This window comes from Sphaerochaeta globosa str. Buddy (assembly GCF_000190435.1).
Lineage (GTDB): Bacteria > Spirochaetota > Spirochaetia > Sphaerochaetales > Sphaerochaetaceae > Sphaerochaeta > Sphaerochaeta globosa.
The window spans coordinates 472,442-487,888 of record NC_015152.1 but is presented as its reverse complement, the minus strand read 5'-3'; the positions used below and the strand labels follow the sequence as shown (position 1 = coordinate 487,888).

The window sequence follows — 15,447 nt, the reverse complement described above, 5'->3', positions numbered from 1 at the left end:
GCTAGAAACCTTCAGAATTCGCTTTCTTCTTGAGAAACAGCTCCCGATATGAGATGTTTCGGGAGCACTCAATTCCCAAATTGATCAAAATATCCACTTTTTCAAGCTTTTCCTTAGGAGGATTCATCACGAATGAGAAGAGGTTGATGAAGCCTTCAATCGAGTCCCTGTCGAAGCTGGAATGGGCAAGAAAGAACCTCTTCAGATAGAAATGGATTCTGTTGACGCGTTCCATCGGGTTTTCCTTGTCTTGGAGCTTCTTAAGCTCTGCCGACTGGTAGGCCCTGCTTTGAAGGCCAAGTCCCTCAACAAGCTTTCTGTGGGAGCCTTCCTTGTCATGGATGAGCACCGAACCAGGCCTGATGTGATCCTTGAAGGATTCGTACGCCTTTCTCTGGGTTGGCTTTCCGTATCCCTCCAATGTGCAGAAAACATGATGGGAGTCGCAGGCGACGCCGATGCAGATCTGGTTTCTCGATATGCCTCTCAGCTTCTTTCCTTCCTGCATGACCAGATCCGAGGTGCGTACGGAATAGAAGGTCTCATCAAGGGTCACCTCACCCTCGAGGACGATGCCCTCCTGGTATTCCTGGACAAGGAGGAATACCTTCTCAAGCCAGAATCGGGACGTGGTTATGGCGTTCTTGTTGTTCCATGAGTCCGCACGCAGGCTTACATAGGAAAACAAGTTGTACAGATACTCTATCCATTCGCTGATTGGTATCTTGTGCCCGTCGAAGACCGTTCCCGTAAGCACGGTGAATTTCCTGTTGCAGGCATTGCATCGGTACATCTGCACACCATTTGCCGACAGTCCGGCCTTCTTAATGTCACTGGATCCGCACAGCCTGCAACCAAAAGGAATCTTGCTGTTGAGGAACTCGGCTTCATTTGTTTCGGCTAAGGCATGGTGCCGCTCATGGTAATGACGCTCATGATGCTGCTTGATGAAAGCCTGGGAAGGAGTGATGTCTCCTTGTTCATCCCAGGGCGTGGAACGCCGGGATGTGCTGTGCTGATCTGGTTTCATAGGTGGTGGCCTCTTGAAGAACCAAGCTTTGAAGCTGCATCAAGGGCCACCACGCTCCAAATGCAGCCTCTCCGCCGGATTCATGGATATTCTACCATGATTCGGCGTCCCTTCCTATTCACTGGTCAGCTCCCGTGTGCAAATACGGATTTTTTGAATGATAGCATCAGCTACCTCACTGTTCATCAGAGGAAGCACACCCAGTTCACGATGATGGGCGGTATCTACATAGAAGCAGTAGTCACAGGCAAGGTTGCAGGCAGCTGACGCTGGTTTGATCATCATCGTCAGCTGTGGTCTATGCGTATCCATATGCTGTGTATACCCTGTATCGGAATTCTTCGCAAGCGGCCTTACAGGGGAGCTGTCTCACTCAAATCCTCCGCATTGAATGTGAGAGCCCAGCCATCACCGACCTTCCATGTCTTATGGTAGACATTGTCCAAATAATCATATGCATAGAGATGGAGTACCGGATGTTTTTCCACCAGGGAAGGGCTGACTTTGAAGGTGAACTCTTCCTGCATCTCCCAAATTTCATCACGAAGCAGGTCTCTACCTAGGTCGCCCTCATCCACTATCTCATCGGTGGACAAATACAGGAACCAGAGGTCTGAAGGGGTGTCGTTGTACAGAGAAAGGCTCTCCCCTTCTTGTAGGAGTTCTTCTGCCTCAAACACAATATAAGCAATGTCCTGATTAGGATAATACTCCTTATGGTAGAGAACATCGTTGGCATCCTTGGCAACGATGTGGATGACCTCGTCGCTATCTCCTTTGAGGGCGTCCGCAAGGTAGTCGAGCTGAGCCAAGTCCACGGTAAGCTCGTCCGAGTCGTAAATCAGATCCCAGTCAAGAAGGTCTGAACCATACTCGCCCTCTTGGAAATACGAGTCGGGGACAGCATACAAGTACCACAGCGTCTGACCGGTCTGGTTTTCCACCGTCAGGTAGAATTGATCGCCCTCCGGCCACTGCAACTCAGCCAAGGTGAGCGCGATGAACCAAGCGTCGGTAGTGGGATGCCAAAGCAAGGTATAGCGATCCCCATCGGTATCGTAGGCAGTTATCGTAAGTGTTGCATAGGCATCGAAGGTCAAGAACTCCTGCAAGTGAGCAAGCTCCTCAGTCTTAATGCGGGCGAGATGTCCACTGGGGAGCAATTGCTCCCCGAGCAAATTGATTTCACTCCCATCCATCTCATTGGGGCTCTTTCTCTCAATATACAGCCGCTCAAAGCTGTACCCGCTCTGGTTGGCTATGACTAACGAGGGTCCGAAAGCCTCAATGTCCAAGTCTGGAGTAACGCTGAGCATGTGATCGGCAGTAAGTACCAAGTTCCAGGCATCCTCACCTGGATTCCACTCTCCCCAATACAGGTCTTCATCCCAATCACTTGCATTGAATGAGAAAGTGGAGCCGTCACGCTTCTGAAGCTCCTCAGAGAGTTCAGGATACTGCGCAAGGTGGATGATTATCCGCTGCCCATCGCCAAGGTCTTCTGAGAGCATGTTTATCTTAATTGTACTCTCCAGATACATCCAGTCGTTGAAGAGATCGAAACTCTTGATCGAATACCCGGTCTCATTGACCAGGCCGATCACTTCACCATACCGAACTACGGGCGGATATTTCATATATCGGGGAGGCATTTCAATGGTAGCAACGGCAAGTTTTGGTTCCTCAACTACCACAGCCTCGGGCTGGGCAACAACCTCAACAGGTTCTGCTGGAATCGGCGGAACAACTTGCTGTTCCATCGGGGTTGCACAACTGAAAAACAAAAAAGAGAGAAGAAGCACGAGAGAGATTGTGCGTGCTAGACTGGTTCGTTTCATTTTAGGGTCCTTTGCGACAGGAAAGCTGCCGCGCTTCCTTACAACCAAACAAAACCCAAATACTGTATAGCGACAGTGTAGGAAGAAAAAGAGAATATGACAATCAGCAGGGTACTTGATTCACAGCAAGTACTTCACCAGATAGGGTTCTCTCAACCTATCCAGCCGGTCCTTCTCAGTTTGCTTTGTCACAACCTTGTATTACTTCTTTACATCGTAGAGCTTCTTGCCCCGCACTGCGCTCTCCATGGGAAGGCCGGTGTCGTAATCCCACTGGCGGCTCTCGTACTCCTCGTTCTCCCGCTGGCGCGTCTTACCGCTATTCTGCCAACTTGCAGAGCGGTCCCCTCTCCAAGGTCTGGCAACCCACTGATACCCGCGAAAGACATCCCGACTCTGGTCCATATGCTCTAGTAGGAGATCATGCAGCCTGTTCCTCAGGGCCGCGTACTGTGCATCATGAATTAGGTTCACTACCTCGTGCGGATCAGAGGCCAAGTCATAGAGCTCGTCACTATCCATCAGGTTAATCGTGAGCTTGTGGCGTCCATCGGTGACAGAACGCATCATCTGCAGTCCCCCAAAGCCATCGTGGTCGACTTCATAACGGGTGAACTCACAGTACACCTGCTCATTGATCCGAACCTCGGGGTTTTCGAACTGGCGCAACATGCTCGTCCCCTCAAGCAGCTTGGGAAGCGGAATGCCAAAGTAGTCCAACACCGTAGGAGTCACATCGATGTGGCTTGCCGGATGATGGACCACCACCTGTTGGTTGCCCTCATGCCCCCTACCCGGCTTAACGATGAACGGAATGTTGGTTATTTCCTTGTAGAATGCTGCATTCTTGGCCTGGAGGCGGTGTGACCCCAGCATATCCCCATGGTCGGAAGTGAAAATCACCAAAGCATCCGGAGCCAGACGATAGACCTCGTTCAGCACCCTGCCGATCTGGTGGTCGACAAAGCTGTTGCATCCCAAATACAGTGACAGCATTTTCGAAGGGGCATGCAACGCCTCAGGACTCTTTGTCAGGTCATCACCGGACCACAGGCGCTGGAGCATCGGCTTCGCATCCAAGGTGTCATGGAACGTGGGATTATCCTCGAAGGAGAATCCGTCGTACATCGTATTGAAGGGGGGCGGGCAAATAAACGGGCCGTGCGGTTCGTCATACGAGACAGCAAGGAAGAAGTCCTCTCCCTCATGCTCGGCCAAATACCCGATTGCCTTGTCAGAAACCCGGTGGGCATACGTCATCTCAGACCCCCACGTCTCATCGTAGGCGGTCTCCGACTTGCGTGAGCGAAGCCTTTCTTCGACGGAAAGCTCCTCGAGGTAGTTGTGCATATCGTACCAAACAGCAGAATCCCAGCCATCTGGACAGCGACCCAAGCCGAAATAATCACCTCCGTCGAGGTGCCACTTGCCCGTAAACGCTGCCTGGATACCGTTGTCCGAAAGCCGCTGTCCCAGCGTCTTCACATTGTCTCCCAACGGGAGATTGTTCGAAAACACCCCATTGGAATGAGGGAAAGTCCCGGTAAACAACGCTGAACGAGCCGGACCGCAGACCGGCTGACAGCAATACGCCTGCTCGTAGCGCAAGCCCTGATCGGCAAGACGATCGAGATTGGGCGTCTGCATACGACTGTCCCCATAGCAACCCAGCATATCCTTACGGGTGGTATCGGTCATAATGAACACAACTTGTCTTGGCATTGAATACTCCATCTCAGCCCTTCACCGCACCGGCTACCAGGCCCTTGATCATATATTTTTGGAAGAAGAAGAACAGTAAGACTACAGGAATCGTCCCAATAATGGAAATCGCATTCACCAGCGACCAATCGTAGGAGAGTTCTCCCAAGTAACGAAGGGCAATACCCACCGAGAGCGTACGCAGGTTGTCAGCCTGAATGAGGGTGGCAGCATGCAGATAGTCGTCCCAGGTCATCAAAAAAGCATAAATCCCGACTGCAAGCAAGCCGGACTTCACCAAAGGGGTGACAATGGTAAAGAGAATTCTCCACCTCCCCGCCCCATCGACAAAAGCAGCTTCCTCAATCTCGGTAGGGATGTTGGCAAAAAAGCTAGCCATCAGAATGATGCAGAACGGCACCTGGGCTGCCAGCAGGGCGAACATCAAGCCGCCAAGGGTGTTGATAATGCCCAATTTGCCCATGATCGCATACAAGCTGATCATCCGACTGATAACCGGAAACATCTGGCTGACCAGCAGCAGGGCAAAGAAAGCTTGGTTCCACCGATTCTTGAACCGGGCAAGCGAGTACCCTGCAAAAATGGCAAATATGCAGCACAACAACGCCACAGCGGCCGAAACGATCAGGTTGTTCTGATAATAGACAAAGAATTGGTTGTGCTGGGTGAAGAGCTTGATAAAGCTATCGAGCACCGGCTTGTGCGGAAAGAACGTAGGAGGATACTGGTATGCCTCCATATTCGTCTTGAACGAGGTGACCAGCACCCAGTAGAGGGGGAACAGCAAAAAGAGCAAAATACTGACCAGCAGCAGGTACTTGGCCAGGGTAAACAGCCGAGAATCATGGTTGAGCGAAGATGTATTTGCCATAGCTTACCCCAAATCCTGCACCCGGAAGACCCGGTTGTAGAAGAAGACCACCAACACCATCATGAGCATCCATAGCGTGGTCACTGCAGCCCCCGATCCCAGATTCATCGATACAAACGCCTCGCGGTAGCTGAGTACTGCCAGCGTTGTGGTAGCGTTGTTCGGTCCTCCTCCGGTCATGGTCCAAAAGAGCGGGAATTGCTTGAAGTTCTCGATGATAGCCATGGAAATGCTCACCTTTATCACCGGGCTGAGGTAGGGCAAGGTTACCGAGACAAAGCGCCTGAATTTATTCGCCCCATCGATCATTGCTGCCTCGTTGATCTCTTGCGGCACACTCTGAAGCCCCGCCAACAGCAACAGGGACATAAGGGGAATCTGTTTCCACAAGGCTGCGATACCTACGCCTGCAAGAGCAGTCCGGGGATTGTTGAGCATGGCGAAGTCATGCACGTTTCCAAAGGTAACAAGATTGACCAAGTATTTAATAAACCCATATTGGGGTTGAAAAAGCCACATCCATATAAGGGCTGAGATCACGGTGGGGACCACCCAGGGAGTCATCATGACGCTTCTGAGCAGTCTTGCACCCTTGATCTCGGTATTCAGAATCAAGGCGAGCAGCAGGGCAAGCAGAAACTGCAGCAACACCACGCCCAGCACAAAACTGAACGTATGGATGCTCGCCATCAAAAAACCATCGGTCTTTGCCAGATACACATAGTTGGCAAAATCATTCCAGACTCCGGGCTTTTTGCTGATGATGTTCCGCACCCCATAATCCTGAAAGCTTTTGATCACCGAATCAATAATGGGAACGATGATGAACAACACTGTCATCAGCAAGGCCGGGATATCGAGAATGAACGAAAAGAGCAAGTCGGCTCTCGATCGCTGCAAGGTTCTGCTTTTCATACTGCTCCTACCAAGGGAGCCGGAAAACCGGCTCCCACAACACATTACTTACTTGTTACTTGGAAATCTTAACACTTGCCGTGTTCTTGAACTTCTCGATGGAAGCAGCAACATCCATCTTGCCAACCGTCACTGCCTGGGCAAGGGAACACAGTTCGAGATTGAGATCGCTGATCCTGGGGATGAACGACTGAACCTGCACCCTGCCGGCTGCCGCTGAAGCACCCTTGAGAATACCGTTGTTCACCACACTCTCCATAGTTGCCATCGACTTCTTGGCAGGATATGCAGGGGTGAGGTCCCGCAGGTACGTACTGAGGGTCTGTTCGCTGATCACGAACTCAACAAACTTGGAAAGGGCTGCCTTTCTGGCATCGCCATTGTCAACAAGGATGAAGCAATGAGCCTGCAACAGGCTTGCACCGGCTCCACTTCCACCCTTCAGAGGCTCTGCAGAGGCGGTGAAGTTGATCGCATCAGGATTGATCGACTTTACACCGTTGAAACCCCAGCTCTGGTCGTAGTACATCGCAAGCTGACCAAGGGCGAAGAGGTTTCTGAGGTCCTTGAGCTTCGCATTCTGCGGATTGTACCCCAGCTGGTCGAGCTTCTGCACCATGGTAAAGGCATCCTTGAAGCCTTGGTTGTCCACCGCAAGTTTTCCCTGGGCATCGAGCACCTGGCCGCCGAAATTGAAGACCATGGCAGTCAAAGAAGCTCCCGATACCGGCACCGAAGCGGTGGTTTGGCCAAAAGCATAGACCTTGTTGCCCTTCGCATCCTTCAACAGTGAAAGCTTCTGGGCATAGGAGAGCATCTCATCATACGTCTTGGGCGGCTTGTTCGCATCGAGCCCTGCTTGGGTAAAGAGGTTCTTGTTGTAATAGAGCACATACGGTGAGACATACAACGGAATGCCATACGGCTTGCCACCCACTTCGAAGGACTTCAGCACATCGGGATAGAAATCGTCGACAAAGGCTGCGGGAAGAATATCCCGTACCGGGGCGGCCAGGCCTGCATCGACAAGACCGGGAACCCAGTCGATCTCACCGAAGATGACGTCGACCTTGTTGCCGCCGCCAGCCATGTTCACCACCTGATTCACGATCTCTCCATACGGGGCGGTCACCCACTCGATGGTGATATCGGGATTGGCAGCCTCGAAATCCACTTTCACCTGCTTCCAGAACGGTTCATATCCGCCTTCCAGCAGAGCATAGTTTGCCACCTTGAGGGTCACCGGACCGGAGGGGGCGACTTCAGTCTTTCCTGCTGCAAACACAGAAGCAGACACCATTGCAAGCACCAACAGAAACACTACGATTTTCTTCATGTTCTCAAACTCCCTTTTTGTGTACATAGCCATTTATACGCTTTCGCGCATAACCATTTTCGTATCCAAATAGACTTCCAAACGCTTCTCGAACGAAGAGCTGTTGTCTATGAGGCTCATCATCATCTCCATCACGCATCGGGCGACTTCCTTTTGCTCTATCTCCACCGAGGTGAGCGTCGGGGAGGAAAAACGGCAAAGCCGGGTATTGTCGAAGCCGATAACTGCGATATCCTGGGGTACCTTGTATCCCATCTTTTGGCATGCCTGCATCCCCACCAAGGCAATCTGGTCGTTTCGTCCGAAGATTCCGTCCGGTACATAGCCTGAGGAAAGCAAATCGAAAAGTTTGGCACTCAATTCATCCTCGCTGCTGCATCCACTGACGATTACCGGTTCGAGGTTGTAGACACTACATTGGTCGGTAAAGCCCTTAAGACGCCAGTCATCCAGGTTGCTCCAAACCCCCGAGCTGCTGATACGGTCCAAAAACAACAGCTTGCGTTTACCCCTCTCGTACAACGTCCTCACCACGCGGCGTGACCCCTCATACAGGCCGGTATTTATCAGTCCATACACACCGGTGATGGAGCTGTAGTCGCGGATTTCCAAGAGCACAATCGGAATATGGGCATCGATGAGACGCTGGATGTTATACAGGGGAAAGGAGGCCGAACCGATGACGATTCCGTCGAAGAACTTGGAGTAGATCCTATTCACAAAGTCCTCGTCCTGATGGTCGGCGCACAGCGTGATGAAGTAGTCCTCTGTGTAGGCAAGAGTGTCGATTTCACTGATGAGCTTACCGAAGTATTCGCCCTTGATATCGTCGGCAATAAAGAGGATATGGTTCGATTTCTTGCCTTTCAGGGCACGAGCCATGGTATTGGGCCGATAGTTGAGTCTGGCAATCGCCTCCTCCACTTTCTTTCGCTTCTCTTCCTTTACATAGCGGTTCCCGTTGATGACGTAGGAGACAATGGTCTCCGTCACCCCGGCTTCGATGGCAATGTCCTTACGCGTTATGGTTCGAAGATCTTTCTTGCTGTCCATACACAATTCCACCATTATACACACCTGTGTACATTGCTAGGATAAGATAGGTGTGCTATTCTGTCAAGGAAAATGTAATCATCAAGGAAGAGCACCATGCAGGATATTACAGACATAATCGCTCTGTTCGCCATTGAAGGTGAATTGAAGAAGGTTAAGGCCAATAAAGAAGGACACATAAACAGCACCTTCATCTCCACCTTTGAGCATAAGGGAACGCTTCATAAGTATACCCATCAGAAGCTCAATGATGCTGTTTTTACGCGCCCCGAAGAGGTAATGCAGAACATCCAAAAAGTGACTGGGCATATCCAGTCAAAGCTTGAACACCTGCCTGATCTGGACAAACGGTGCCTCAAGCTCGTACAGACCAAGCAAGGTGGATTCTATGCATATGACGACGAACAGAACCTGTGGAGAACCTATCATTTCATCGATGGGGTGAACACCTACCCCTTCCTCGACAATGCAGGCCTTGCATTCCGGTTCGGTGAGGCGGTAGGGACCTTTCAGAAGCATCTTTCTGATTTTCCTGCCGACCAGCTTCATACCACGATTGCCAAGTTCCACCACATGGGAAGCCGCTACAGCCAACTCAGACAGGCGATTGCGGACAACAAGGCTGGAAGGCTTCACGAAGTGACAGATCTAGTAGCGTTCTTCTTCGACAATGAAGAACGCGGCATGGCCCTCACCAACGCACTCGAGTCGAAACAGGTACCGCTTCGGGTGACGCACAACGACACAAAGATCAACAACGTGCTCTTCGATCAGAACACCGGTGAAGGACTTTGCGTGATCGATCTTGATACGGTGATGAGCGGAACCATTCTCTTCGACACCGGAGACATGCTCAGAACCGGCAGCATAACTGCAAGCGAAGACGAGCAGGACCTGGCCAAGGTAGGCTGCGATAGCAATCTGTTTGTCCAGATGGTCAAAGGCTACCGTTCGGTTGCCGACAGCTTCCTGACAGATACCGAGAAAAGCCTTATTGCAGAGTCGGGACGGGCCACCACCCAGATTATGGGCGTCCGCTTCCTAACCGATTACCTCAACGGTGATGTCTACTATCATATCGAGCACACCAGTCACAACCTCGACCGCACCAGAACCCAGATTGCGTTGATGCAGGATATGGACCGCAAGTGGAAGCAGATTACGAGGGACTTGGTATAGGCTTCGTAGCGTGTGAACGCAGTTGTTTTCTGAAATCGGTGGGAGAAAGAGCATGGAATTCCTTGAAAGCTTTTGAGAAAGCCAGCTCATCGTCGAATCCCACCTGATGGGCAACCTGCGATACATACAGATACTTTGAGAGCAGCAAGCTGGAAGCATGTTCCATCCGTACGGCATTGAGGAACTGCTTCGGCGATACCTTGTACACCTCCTTAAAGCATGCATACAGATAATTCCGACTCACCCCGAACTGCTCTGCCAACTCCTGGATTTTTATCGGTTCGCTGAAATGTTCCATAATGAAATGGTAGGCGTTACGGGCATACTGGGCACATTGCAGGCTGCTTTCTCCGACAAGCGAGCCCTGTGCTTGGTAGTCCTCGATCAGATGGGAGATGAAGTGAAAAAAACACCCGTTTCGGCGCAGTTCATTGGTGAATGTGAGGTGATAGGTTTCAATCATGCCTTCGATATCCTGGAGCAAAAGCTGTTCGTTGAGCACACTGCGAACGGGATGTTCCCTGCTGAACCCAGCCATGGCCATGCTCTCTTCACTCATCAGCCCTGAAAAACCCACCCACATGTAGTGCCAGGGGTCGTCCTTGTCGGCGGTATACTGCGCACTCACTCCACTAGGAATAAGAAATGCCTGATTGCTCTGCAGGTGATACTCCTTGCCGTCCATTTTCAGCACGCCTTTGCCGGTGCTCACAATATGGATAAAGCTGGTATCCCGTATCTCCGGACCATTGTTGTGAAGCGGTGAACACTGTTGGATTCCGCAATAGGAAAGAGCAAGGTCGATGGCAGACTTCTTCACACCGTCCAGCCCTACAAACCTTGCAGCCTTGATCAACAACTCTTCATCGCTCATGGCACTACTCCTTCTCGTAACTATACACCCCCGCCGGTTGGGCGGGGGAATATTCACAGCAACGCTAAGGGCTTCAGCGATACATGGCCATGAAAGGACCATGCGCCTCAATCATCTCATCGCACAGGGAAACAATGTCGTCGATGGAAAGCTCGGCCGCCGTGTGAGGATCAAGCATCGCAGCATGGTAGATGTCCTCCTTCTTCCTGCTGACCGCCGCCTCGACGGTGAGTAGCTGAACGTTGACATTGGTCATGTTCATAGCCGCAAGATGCACAGGAAGCTTCCCTACCTTGCAAGGATGCACACCGCTTCCATCCACCAGACAAGGAACCTCGACACACGCACTCTGGTCAAGATTGTCGATCAAGCCCGTATTCAGCACATTGCCGTTGATCTTGTACGGCGTATTGGTAACTACTGATTCCATAATATGGGAAGCGTACTCAAGCGAACGTTCGTGGGCAATCGTTCCTTGGTTGTGGATACTCTTCCACTCGTCCTCCCACTCATCAATCTGACGGATGCACCTTCTGGGATACTCATCCAGGGGAATGTTGAAATGGTCGATCAAATCCGGATAGCCCTTCTTGATGAAGAACGGATTGTACTCGGCATTATGTTCGCTCGACTCGGTGCAGTAATACCCAAGGTGCTTGATATACTCATAACGGACCATGTCATCGTGCTTCTGTGTCGCATTCTTTTGGGCGGCCCGTCTCTTGATCTCGGGATACAGGTCATTGCCATTCTTGTCATACAAACTCAACAGCCATGCCATGTGATTGATGCCCGCAATGGTCTCCACCCGTCCTTCCAGCTTGTCCTCCATACCCAGTCCTTTGAGCAGGGTTTCCGAGCAGATTTGCACGCTGTGGCACAAGCCCACGGTTTGTACCGCTGAATAGCGCAGCATATAGGAAGTAAGCATAGCCATGGGATTCGAGTAGTTCAGCAACAGGGCGTTAGGGCAGACGCGCTGCATGACTTTTGCAAACTCATCCATTACAGGAATCGTACGCAGCGCACGCATGACACCCCCGATGCCGATTGTATCGGCAATCGTCTGCCTCAACCCATATTTCTTGGGAATTTCAAAGTCAATGATGGTTGCAGGATCATACCCTCCCACCTGAATGGCATTGACGACGAAGCGGGCACCTTGCAGGGCAGCTTCCAGCTGACCAGGTCCATGATAGACCGTTATACGGGCACGTCCTTCATTGATGGTATCGTTGATGGCCTGCAAGATACGTTTCGATTCTTCCAGCCGTTTTGCATTAATGTCATAGAGTGCCATCTCTGCGCACCTGAGCGCCTCGGTTCCCATGCAATCACCCAGCACATTGCGTGCAAACACGGTGCTGCCTGCTCCTAAAAAGGTAATTTTCATCACATCCCCTCTTTTGCAAGGTCCTCTTACGAGGAATCTTACCACATATACCGACTTCCCAAGAAATACCGACAATGACATCCCTTAATGGGAGCCTTTCATCAGAACCTGAGACTACAAAACAAACAAAGCGCTATAATTTTCCTCCAGAGGTCGCAATTCCTTCGATGAATTGCTTTTGGAAGATAAAATACAAGACAATCATCGGAACACACGCGATCAAAGACGCTGCCATGAGCTCTGGATAGTTGGCCATATACTGGCCTTTCATTTTTGCCAAGGCAGAAGCCAACACCAATGAGTCCTTGCTGGTATTGACGATCATCGGCCACATCAGTTCCTTATAGGCAAACACCGCAGTAAATACACTTAAGGCTACCAAACATGATTTTGTCAGGGGGGCGAGTACGAGAATAAAGGTTTTTCCGATATTCAACCCATCGATTTTGGCGGCATCCTCGATATCCTTGGGGAGAATTTTGTATGCTTGACGCATTAAAAAGGTACCAAAAGCACTCACCAATCCGGGAAAGACCAGAGCAAAGGTCGTATTGGTCATACCCAGCCTGCTGATCATCTGGTACTGGGGAATGATGAAAATCTGACTGGGAATCATCATCTGAACAAGAACAAGTGAGAATGCCAATTCAGAACCGAAGAACTTCAATCTACCGAACGCGAATCCAGCCATGCTCGCTGTCACCACGGCACAGAGTATTCTGAATGCAATCAACAGGAGGGTGTTCTTATACAGATTCAGGAAATTATTCGTCGTAAACACACGAATAAAGGAATCGAACTGGAACCTTGTGGGAAAGAATACATACGGATCGAGCTGTATGGACTGCCCTGCCGTTTTAAATGAGGTAAGAATCATCCACACAAAGGGAATGATCATGGTCAGTGAGACGCAGACCAGAATCGCATGCAACAACAAGGTGGTTGAAAGCTTTCTTTTTCTCATCCGTGCCTCCTAATTGTAATGGACCCATTTTTTCTGGGCGATCATCTGTATTGCAGTTATGCACATAATGAGAACCAATAACACTACTACAATCGTTGAACCATACCCAAAATCCCGTTCCACGAACGAGGATTGGTAGAAGAGATATACCAATGACTGGGTTTTATACATAGCTGGATTTGACCGCTGCTCCATGACCATGAAAATGGTATCAAAAACTTGCATGGCGGCAATCATACGGGTAACGATGACAAAGAAGAGAATCGGGGAGACCATCGGAACAGTTATATGCCGAAAGCTTTGGATGGCGTTCGCCCCATCGAGGTCGGCTGCCTCATAGTAGTCCTTGGGGATCTCCTGCAGTCCTGCAAGGAATAGAATCATATTGTATCCGATATCGGACCAGATGCCGATGATGGCTATTGAATACACTGCAATGGCAGGATCGGAAATCCAACTCACATTGAGATTGAATGCATTATTGATCAATCCGAATTCTGAGTTGTAGAGCCATCGCCATACCATGGCGATAGCAGCCGGGGCAACAACCATGGGTAGGAAGAAAATGGTTCGGTAGGCACCTCTGCCTCGTATCTGCCGGTTGAGCATCACAGCCAGAATCAAGGCGATAAAAACAGAAAGCGGAACCTGGGCAATCGTATACTTGCATGTATTGATGATCGATTGCAAAACCGCCTGGTCGGAGAACAACTTCTGGAAGTTTTTCAGCCCGATAAAGACATTACCCCTACCGAAATCTCCTGTCTTATGGAAGCTCTGATAGACAGTGGCAATCATGGGGACGATGTTCAGAACCATCAAGCCCATAATGGTGGGAAGAATCAAAACCCATCCCCAGACAAACATCTGGGTTGTAGTTGTAGAACGTAGCGAGCGTCTGTTCATGCAGAATCATTCCTTGGACAATCCCGGACAGGGTCTCCCCCGCCCGGGTTCAAACACGTGTTTCTTACTCCTCGGCAAGAATTGCATTCATTTGGCGGGCTGCTTCCTTGCATCCTGCTTCCATGGTCATTTCCTTCGACCAGACCTTCAGCATGACATCAAGCACGGCATTCTCCCATTTCACAGTATTTCTGGAGAACGGGCGGATAACCATATCGTCCTGCATGTTCAAATACGCCTGCAGGTTGAACTGCGGCACGCCGTTCTTCCATGCTTCACTGGTGTCGGTATATGCAGACATCGTGATGCCCAGCTGTGCCTGCTTGAGTTGGCCTTCTTTTGAACCAAAGTACTCAACAAGCTTCCAAGCATCATCACTGCGCTGGGAGCTCTTGGCAATGGCCCAACCCAGACCATTGTAGATGGATGGGCGACGGCCGGTCTTGCTGTTCTTCGGCAGCATGGCGATATCACAGTTTTTCAGGGTGTACTCATTGTCGCGGAAAGCAGGCAACATCCAGGAACCCTGCATGGTCATTGCAATTTTACCGGATTGGAGAAGAACGTCCTCCGAGCTCTCACTCATCACGTTCTGCGGAGGCATCAAATTCTCATTGATCATCTTCTCCATCCACTTCATTGCTTCAATGGAAGCAGGAAGGTCCAGTCCCGACTTCTTTTTGTCTTCGGACAGTACATAGCCATTGTTGCCGTAAATCAGGTTGTACCAACCAGCCTGGTTGTTTGAGTTCACATTGGCAAATCCATAGACGCTGCCGTCAGCCTTGGTAATCTTCTTTGCGGCGGCATACAGGTCATCCCATGTCCAGTTATCAGTTGGATATGCTACACCGGCCTGGTCGAACAGTGCACGGTTATACCAAAGGGCGATGGTATCGACATCTTTTGGAACAGCATAATATTTTTTGTTGTAGGTATAGAGGCTCCAGATGTCTGCAGGGTAGTTCTCAGGATCGATGATTGAGCTCTTGGCGATGCGGTCGGTTACATCGAGCAGCATGTCGTTGGACATATACCGCTGTGATTCGTTGGAATGCATCCAGAACACATCGGGAAGCGATCCGCCTTGCGCTCCGGCACTGAGCAGTGTCCAATAGTTATTCCAATCCACAACCTGGATTTCAGCAGTAACACCGGTTTTGGCGGTGAAGTCATCAATAATTTTTCGAATACCGGGCTCTTGGTTGGAGTCCCAGATCATGACCGACAACGGCTTGGAAACATCAGGGGCTTTCGCTTTTTCAGCATCCCCGCTTGCAAACAGCAATGCACTTGCGACCAGCGCAACGAGCAACAGGGCAACACTCCTCTTTTTCATACAATTCCTCCTAGTTTTTATTCAGTG

The 15,447-nt window shown here is 50.5% G+C and carries 14 protein-coding genes; 1 reads left to right on the top strand and 13 read right to left on the bottom strand.

All coding sequences use genetic code 11. The annotated features are described in order from the left end of the window. Position 1: 1 nt before the first annotated feature. The 8 genes from SPIBUDDY_RS02225 to SPIBUDDY_RS02195 all read right to left on the bottom strand — a co-directional run bounded on the left by SPIBUDDY_RS02225 (position 2) and on the right by SPIBUDDY_RS02195 (position 8,765). Complete coding sequence (locus tag SPIBUDDY_RS02225; RefSeq protein WP_013606133.1) at positions 2-1,030, bottom strand: IS1/IS1595 family N-terminal zinc-binding domain-containing protein; 1,029 nt, start codon at positions 1,028-1,030, stop codon at positions 2-4. Between the two features lie 114 nt (positions 1,031-1,144). Further along, a complete protein-coding gene (locus SPIBUDDY_RS16125) occupies positions 1,145-1,342 on the bottom strand; it encodes a hypothetical protein (protein WP_155816034.1) in 198 nt (65 codons plus the stop codon). A gap of 41 nt (positions 1,343-1,383) precedes the next feature. Further along, on the bottom strand, positions 1,384-2,868 hold the full coding sequence (locus SPIBUDDY_RS02220; RefSeq protein ID WP_013606132.1) for a hypothetical protein: 1,485 nt from the start codon (positions 2,866-2,868) through the stop codon (positions 1,384-1,386). A 201-nt stretch (positions 2,869-3,069) separates the two neighbouring features. Next, the gene (locus SPIBUDDY_RS02215) at positions 3,070-4,590 is read right to left on the bottom strand and encodes a sulfatase-like hydrolase/transferase (RefSeq protein ID WP_013606131.1); all 1,521 of its coding nucleotides are present in this window, start codon (positions 4,588-4,590) and stop codon (positions 3,070-3,072) included. A 13-nt stretch (positions 4,591-4,603) separates the two neighbouring features. Beyond that, positions 4,604-5,461 carry a carbohydrate ABC transporter permease gene (locus SPIBUDDY_RS02210; RefSeq protein ID WP_013606130.1) on the bottom strand — a complete coding sequence of 286 codons (858 nt, stop codon included), beginning with the start codon at positions 5,459-5,461 and terminating at the stop codon, positions 4,604-4,606. A gap of 3 nt (positions 5,462-5,464) precedes the next feature. Continuing rightward, entirely contained in the window at positions 5,465-6,376 is a 912-nt protein-coding gene (locus SPIBUDDY_RS02205) for a carbohydrate ABC transporter permease (RefSeq protein WP_013606129.1), read from the bottom strand. Between the two features lie 55 nt (positions 6,377-6,431). Then, positions 6,432-7,712 carry an ABC transporter substrate-binding protein gene (locus SPIBUDDY_RS02200; protein WP_013606128.1) on the bottom strand — a complete coding sequence of 427 codons (1,281 nt, stop codon included), beginning with the start codon at positions 7,710-7,712 and terminating at the stop codon, positions 6,432-6,434. A 33-nt stretch (positions 7,713-7,745) separates the two neighbouring features. After that, entirely contained in the window at positions 7,746-8,765 is a 1,020-nt protein-coding gene (locus SPIBUDDY_RS02195; RefSeq protein ID WP_013606127.1) for a LacI family DNA-binding transcriptional regulator, read from the bottom strand. Between the two features lie 96 nt (positions 8,766-8,861). Between SPIBUDDY_RS02195 and SPIBUDDY_RS02190 the strand changes: the two genes are divergently transcribed. Beyond that, entirely contained in the window at positions 8,862-9,944 is a 1,083-nt protein-coding gene (locus SPIBUDDY_RS02190; RefSeq protein WP_013606126.1) for a phosphotransferase enzyme family protein, read from the top strand. Here the strand turns inward: SPIBUDDY_RS02190 and SPIBUDDY_RS02185 are convergent. The 5 genes from SPIBUDDY_RS02185 to SPIBUDDY_RS02165 all read right to left on the bottom strand — a co-directional run bounded on the left by SPIBUDDY_RS02185 (position 9,925) and on the right by SPIBUDDY_RS02165 (position 15,420). Beyond that, positions 9,925-10,818, bottom strand: coding sequence for an AraC family transcriptional regulator (locus SPIBUDDY_RS02185; RefSeq protein ID WP_013606125.1), 894 nt, complete (start codon positions 10,816-10,818; stop codon positions 9,925-9,927). The genes SPIBUDDY_RS02190 and SPIBUDDY_RS02185 overlap by 20 nt on opposite strands. 73 nt (positions 10,819-10,891) lie before the next feature. Then, complete coding sequence (gene melA, locus SPIBUDDY_RS02180) at positions 10,892-12,211, bottom strand: alpha-glucosidase/alpha-galactosidase (protein WP_013606124.1); 1,320 nt, start codon at positions 12,209-12,211, stop codon at positions 10,892-10,894. Positions 12,212-12,344: 133 nt separating this feature from the next. Then, positions 12,345-13,175: a carbohydrate ABC transporter permease gene (locus SPIBUDDY_RS02175; protein WP_013606123.1), complete on the bottom strand. Its 831-nt coding sequence runs from the start codon at positions 13,173-13,175 to the stop codon at positions 12,345-12,347. A 9-nt stretch (positions 13,176-13,184) separates the two neighbouring features. Beyond that, on the bottom strand, positions 13,185-14,081 hold the full coding sequence (locus SPIBUDDY_RS02170; protein WP_013606122.1) for a carbohydrate ABC transporter permease: 897 nt from the start codon (positions 14,079-14,081) through the stop codon (positions 13,185-13,187). Between the two features lie 64 nt (positions 14,082-14,145). Continuing rightward, positions 14,146-15,420, bottom strand: coding sequence for an ABC transporter substrate-binding protein (locus tag SPIBUDDY_RS02165; RefSeq protein ID WP_013606121.1), 1,275 nt, complete (start codon positions 15,418-15,420; stop codon positions 14,146-14,148). Positions 15,421-15,447: the final 27 nt, after the last annotated feature.

Bases quoted from the DNA above. Each gene is read 5' to 3' on its own strand.
- SPIBUDDY_RS02225 (WP_013606133.1), bottom strand. From the start codon at position 1,030: ATGAAACCAGATCAGCACAGCACATCCCGGCGTTCCACGCCCTGGGAT.
- SPIBUDDY_RS16125 (WP_155816034.1), bottom strand. From the start codon at position 1,342: ATGGATACGCATAGACCACAGCTGACGATGATGATCAAACCAGCGTCA.
- SPIBUDDY_RS02220 (WP_013606132.1), bottom strand. From the start codon at position 2,868: ATGAAACGAACCAGTCTAGCACGCACAATCTCTCTCGTGCTTCTTCTC.
- SPIBUDDY_RS02215 (WP_013606131.1), bottom strand. From the start codon at position 4,590: ATGCCAAGACAAGTTGTGTTCATTATGACCGATACCACCCGTAAGGAT.
- SPIBUDDY_RS02210 (WP_013606130.1), bottom strand. From the start codon at position 5,461: ATGGCAAATACATCTTCGCTCAACCATGATTCTCGGCTGTTTACCCTG.
- SPIBUDDY_RS02205 (WP_013606129.1), bottom strand. From the start codon at position 6,376: ATGAAAAGCAGAACCTTGCAGCGATCGAGAGCCGACTTGCTCTTTTCG.
- SPIBUDDY_RS02200 (WP_013606128.1), bottom strand. From the start codon at position 7,712: ATGAAGAAAATCGTAGTGTTTCTGTTGGTGCTTGCAATGGTGTCTGCT.
- SPIBUDDY_RS02195 (WP_013606127.1), bottom strand. From the start codon at position 8,765: ATGGACAGCAAGAAAGATCTTCGAACCATAACGCGTAAGGACATTGCC.
- SPIBUDDY_RS02190 (WP_013606126.1), top strand. From the start codon at position 8,862: ATGCAGGATATTACAGACATAATCGCTCTGTTCGCCATTGAAGGTGAA.
- SPIBUDDY_RS02185 (WP_013606125.1), bottom strand. From the start codon at position 10,818: ATGAGCGATGAAGAGTTGTTGATCAAGGCTGCAAGGTTTGTAGGGCTG.
- melA (WP_013606124.1), bottom strand. From the start codon at position 12,211: ATGAAAATTACCTTTTTAGGAGCAGGCAGCACCGTGTTTGCACGCAAT.
- SPIBUDDY_RS02175 (WP_013606123.1), bottom strand. From the start codon at position 13,175: ATGAGAAAAAGAAAGCTTTCAACCACCTTGTTGTTGCATGCGATTCTG.
- SPIBUDDY_RS02170 (WP_013606122.1), bottom strand. From the start codon at position 14,081: ATGAACAGACGCTCGCTACGTTCTACAACTACAACCCAGATGTTTGTC.
- SPIBUDDY_RS02165 (WP_013606121.1), bottom strand. From the start codon at position 15,420: ATGAAAAAGAGGAGTGTTGCCCTGTTGCTCGTTGCGCTGGTCGCAAGT.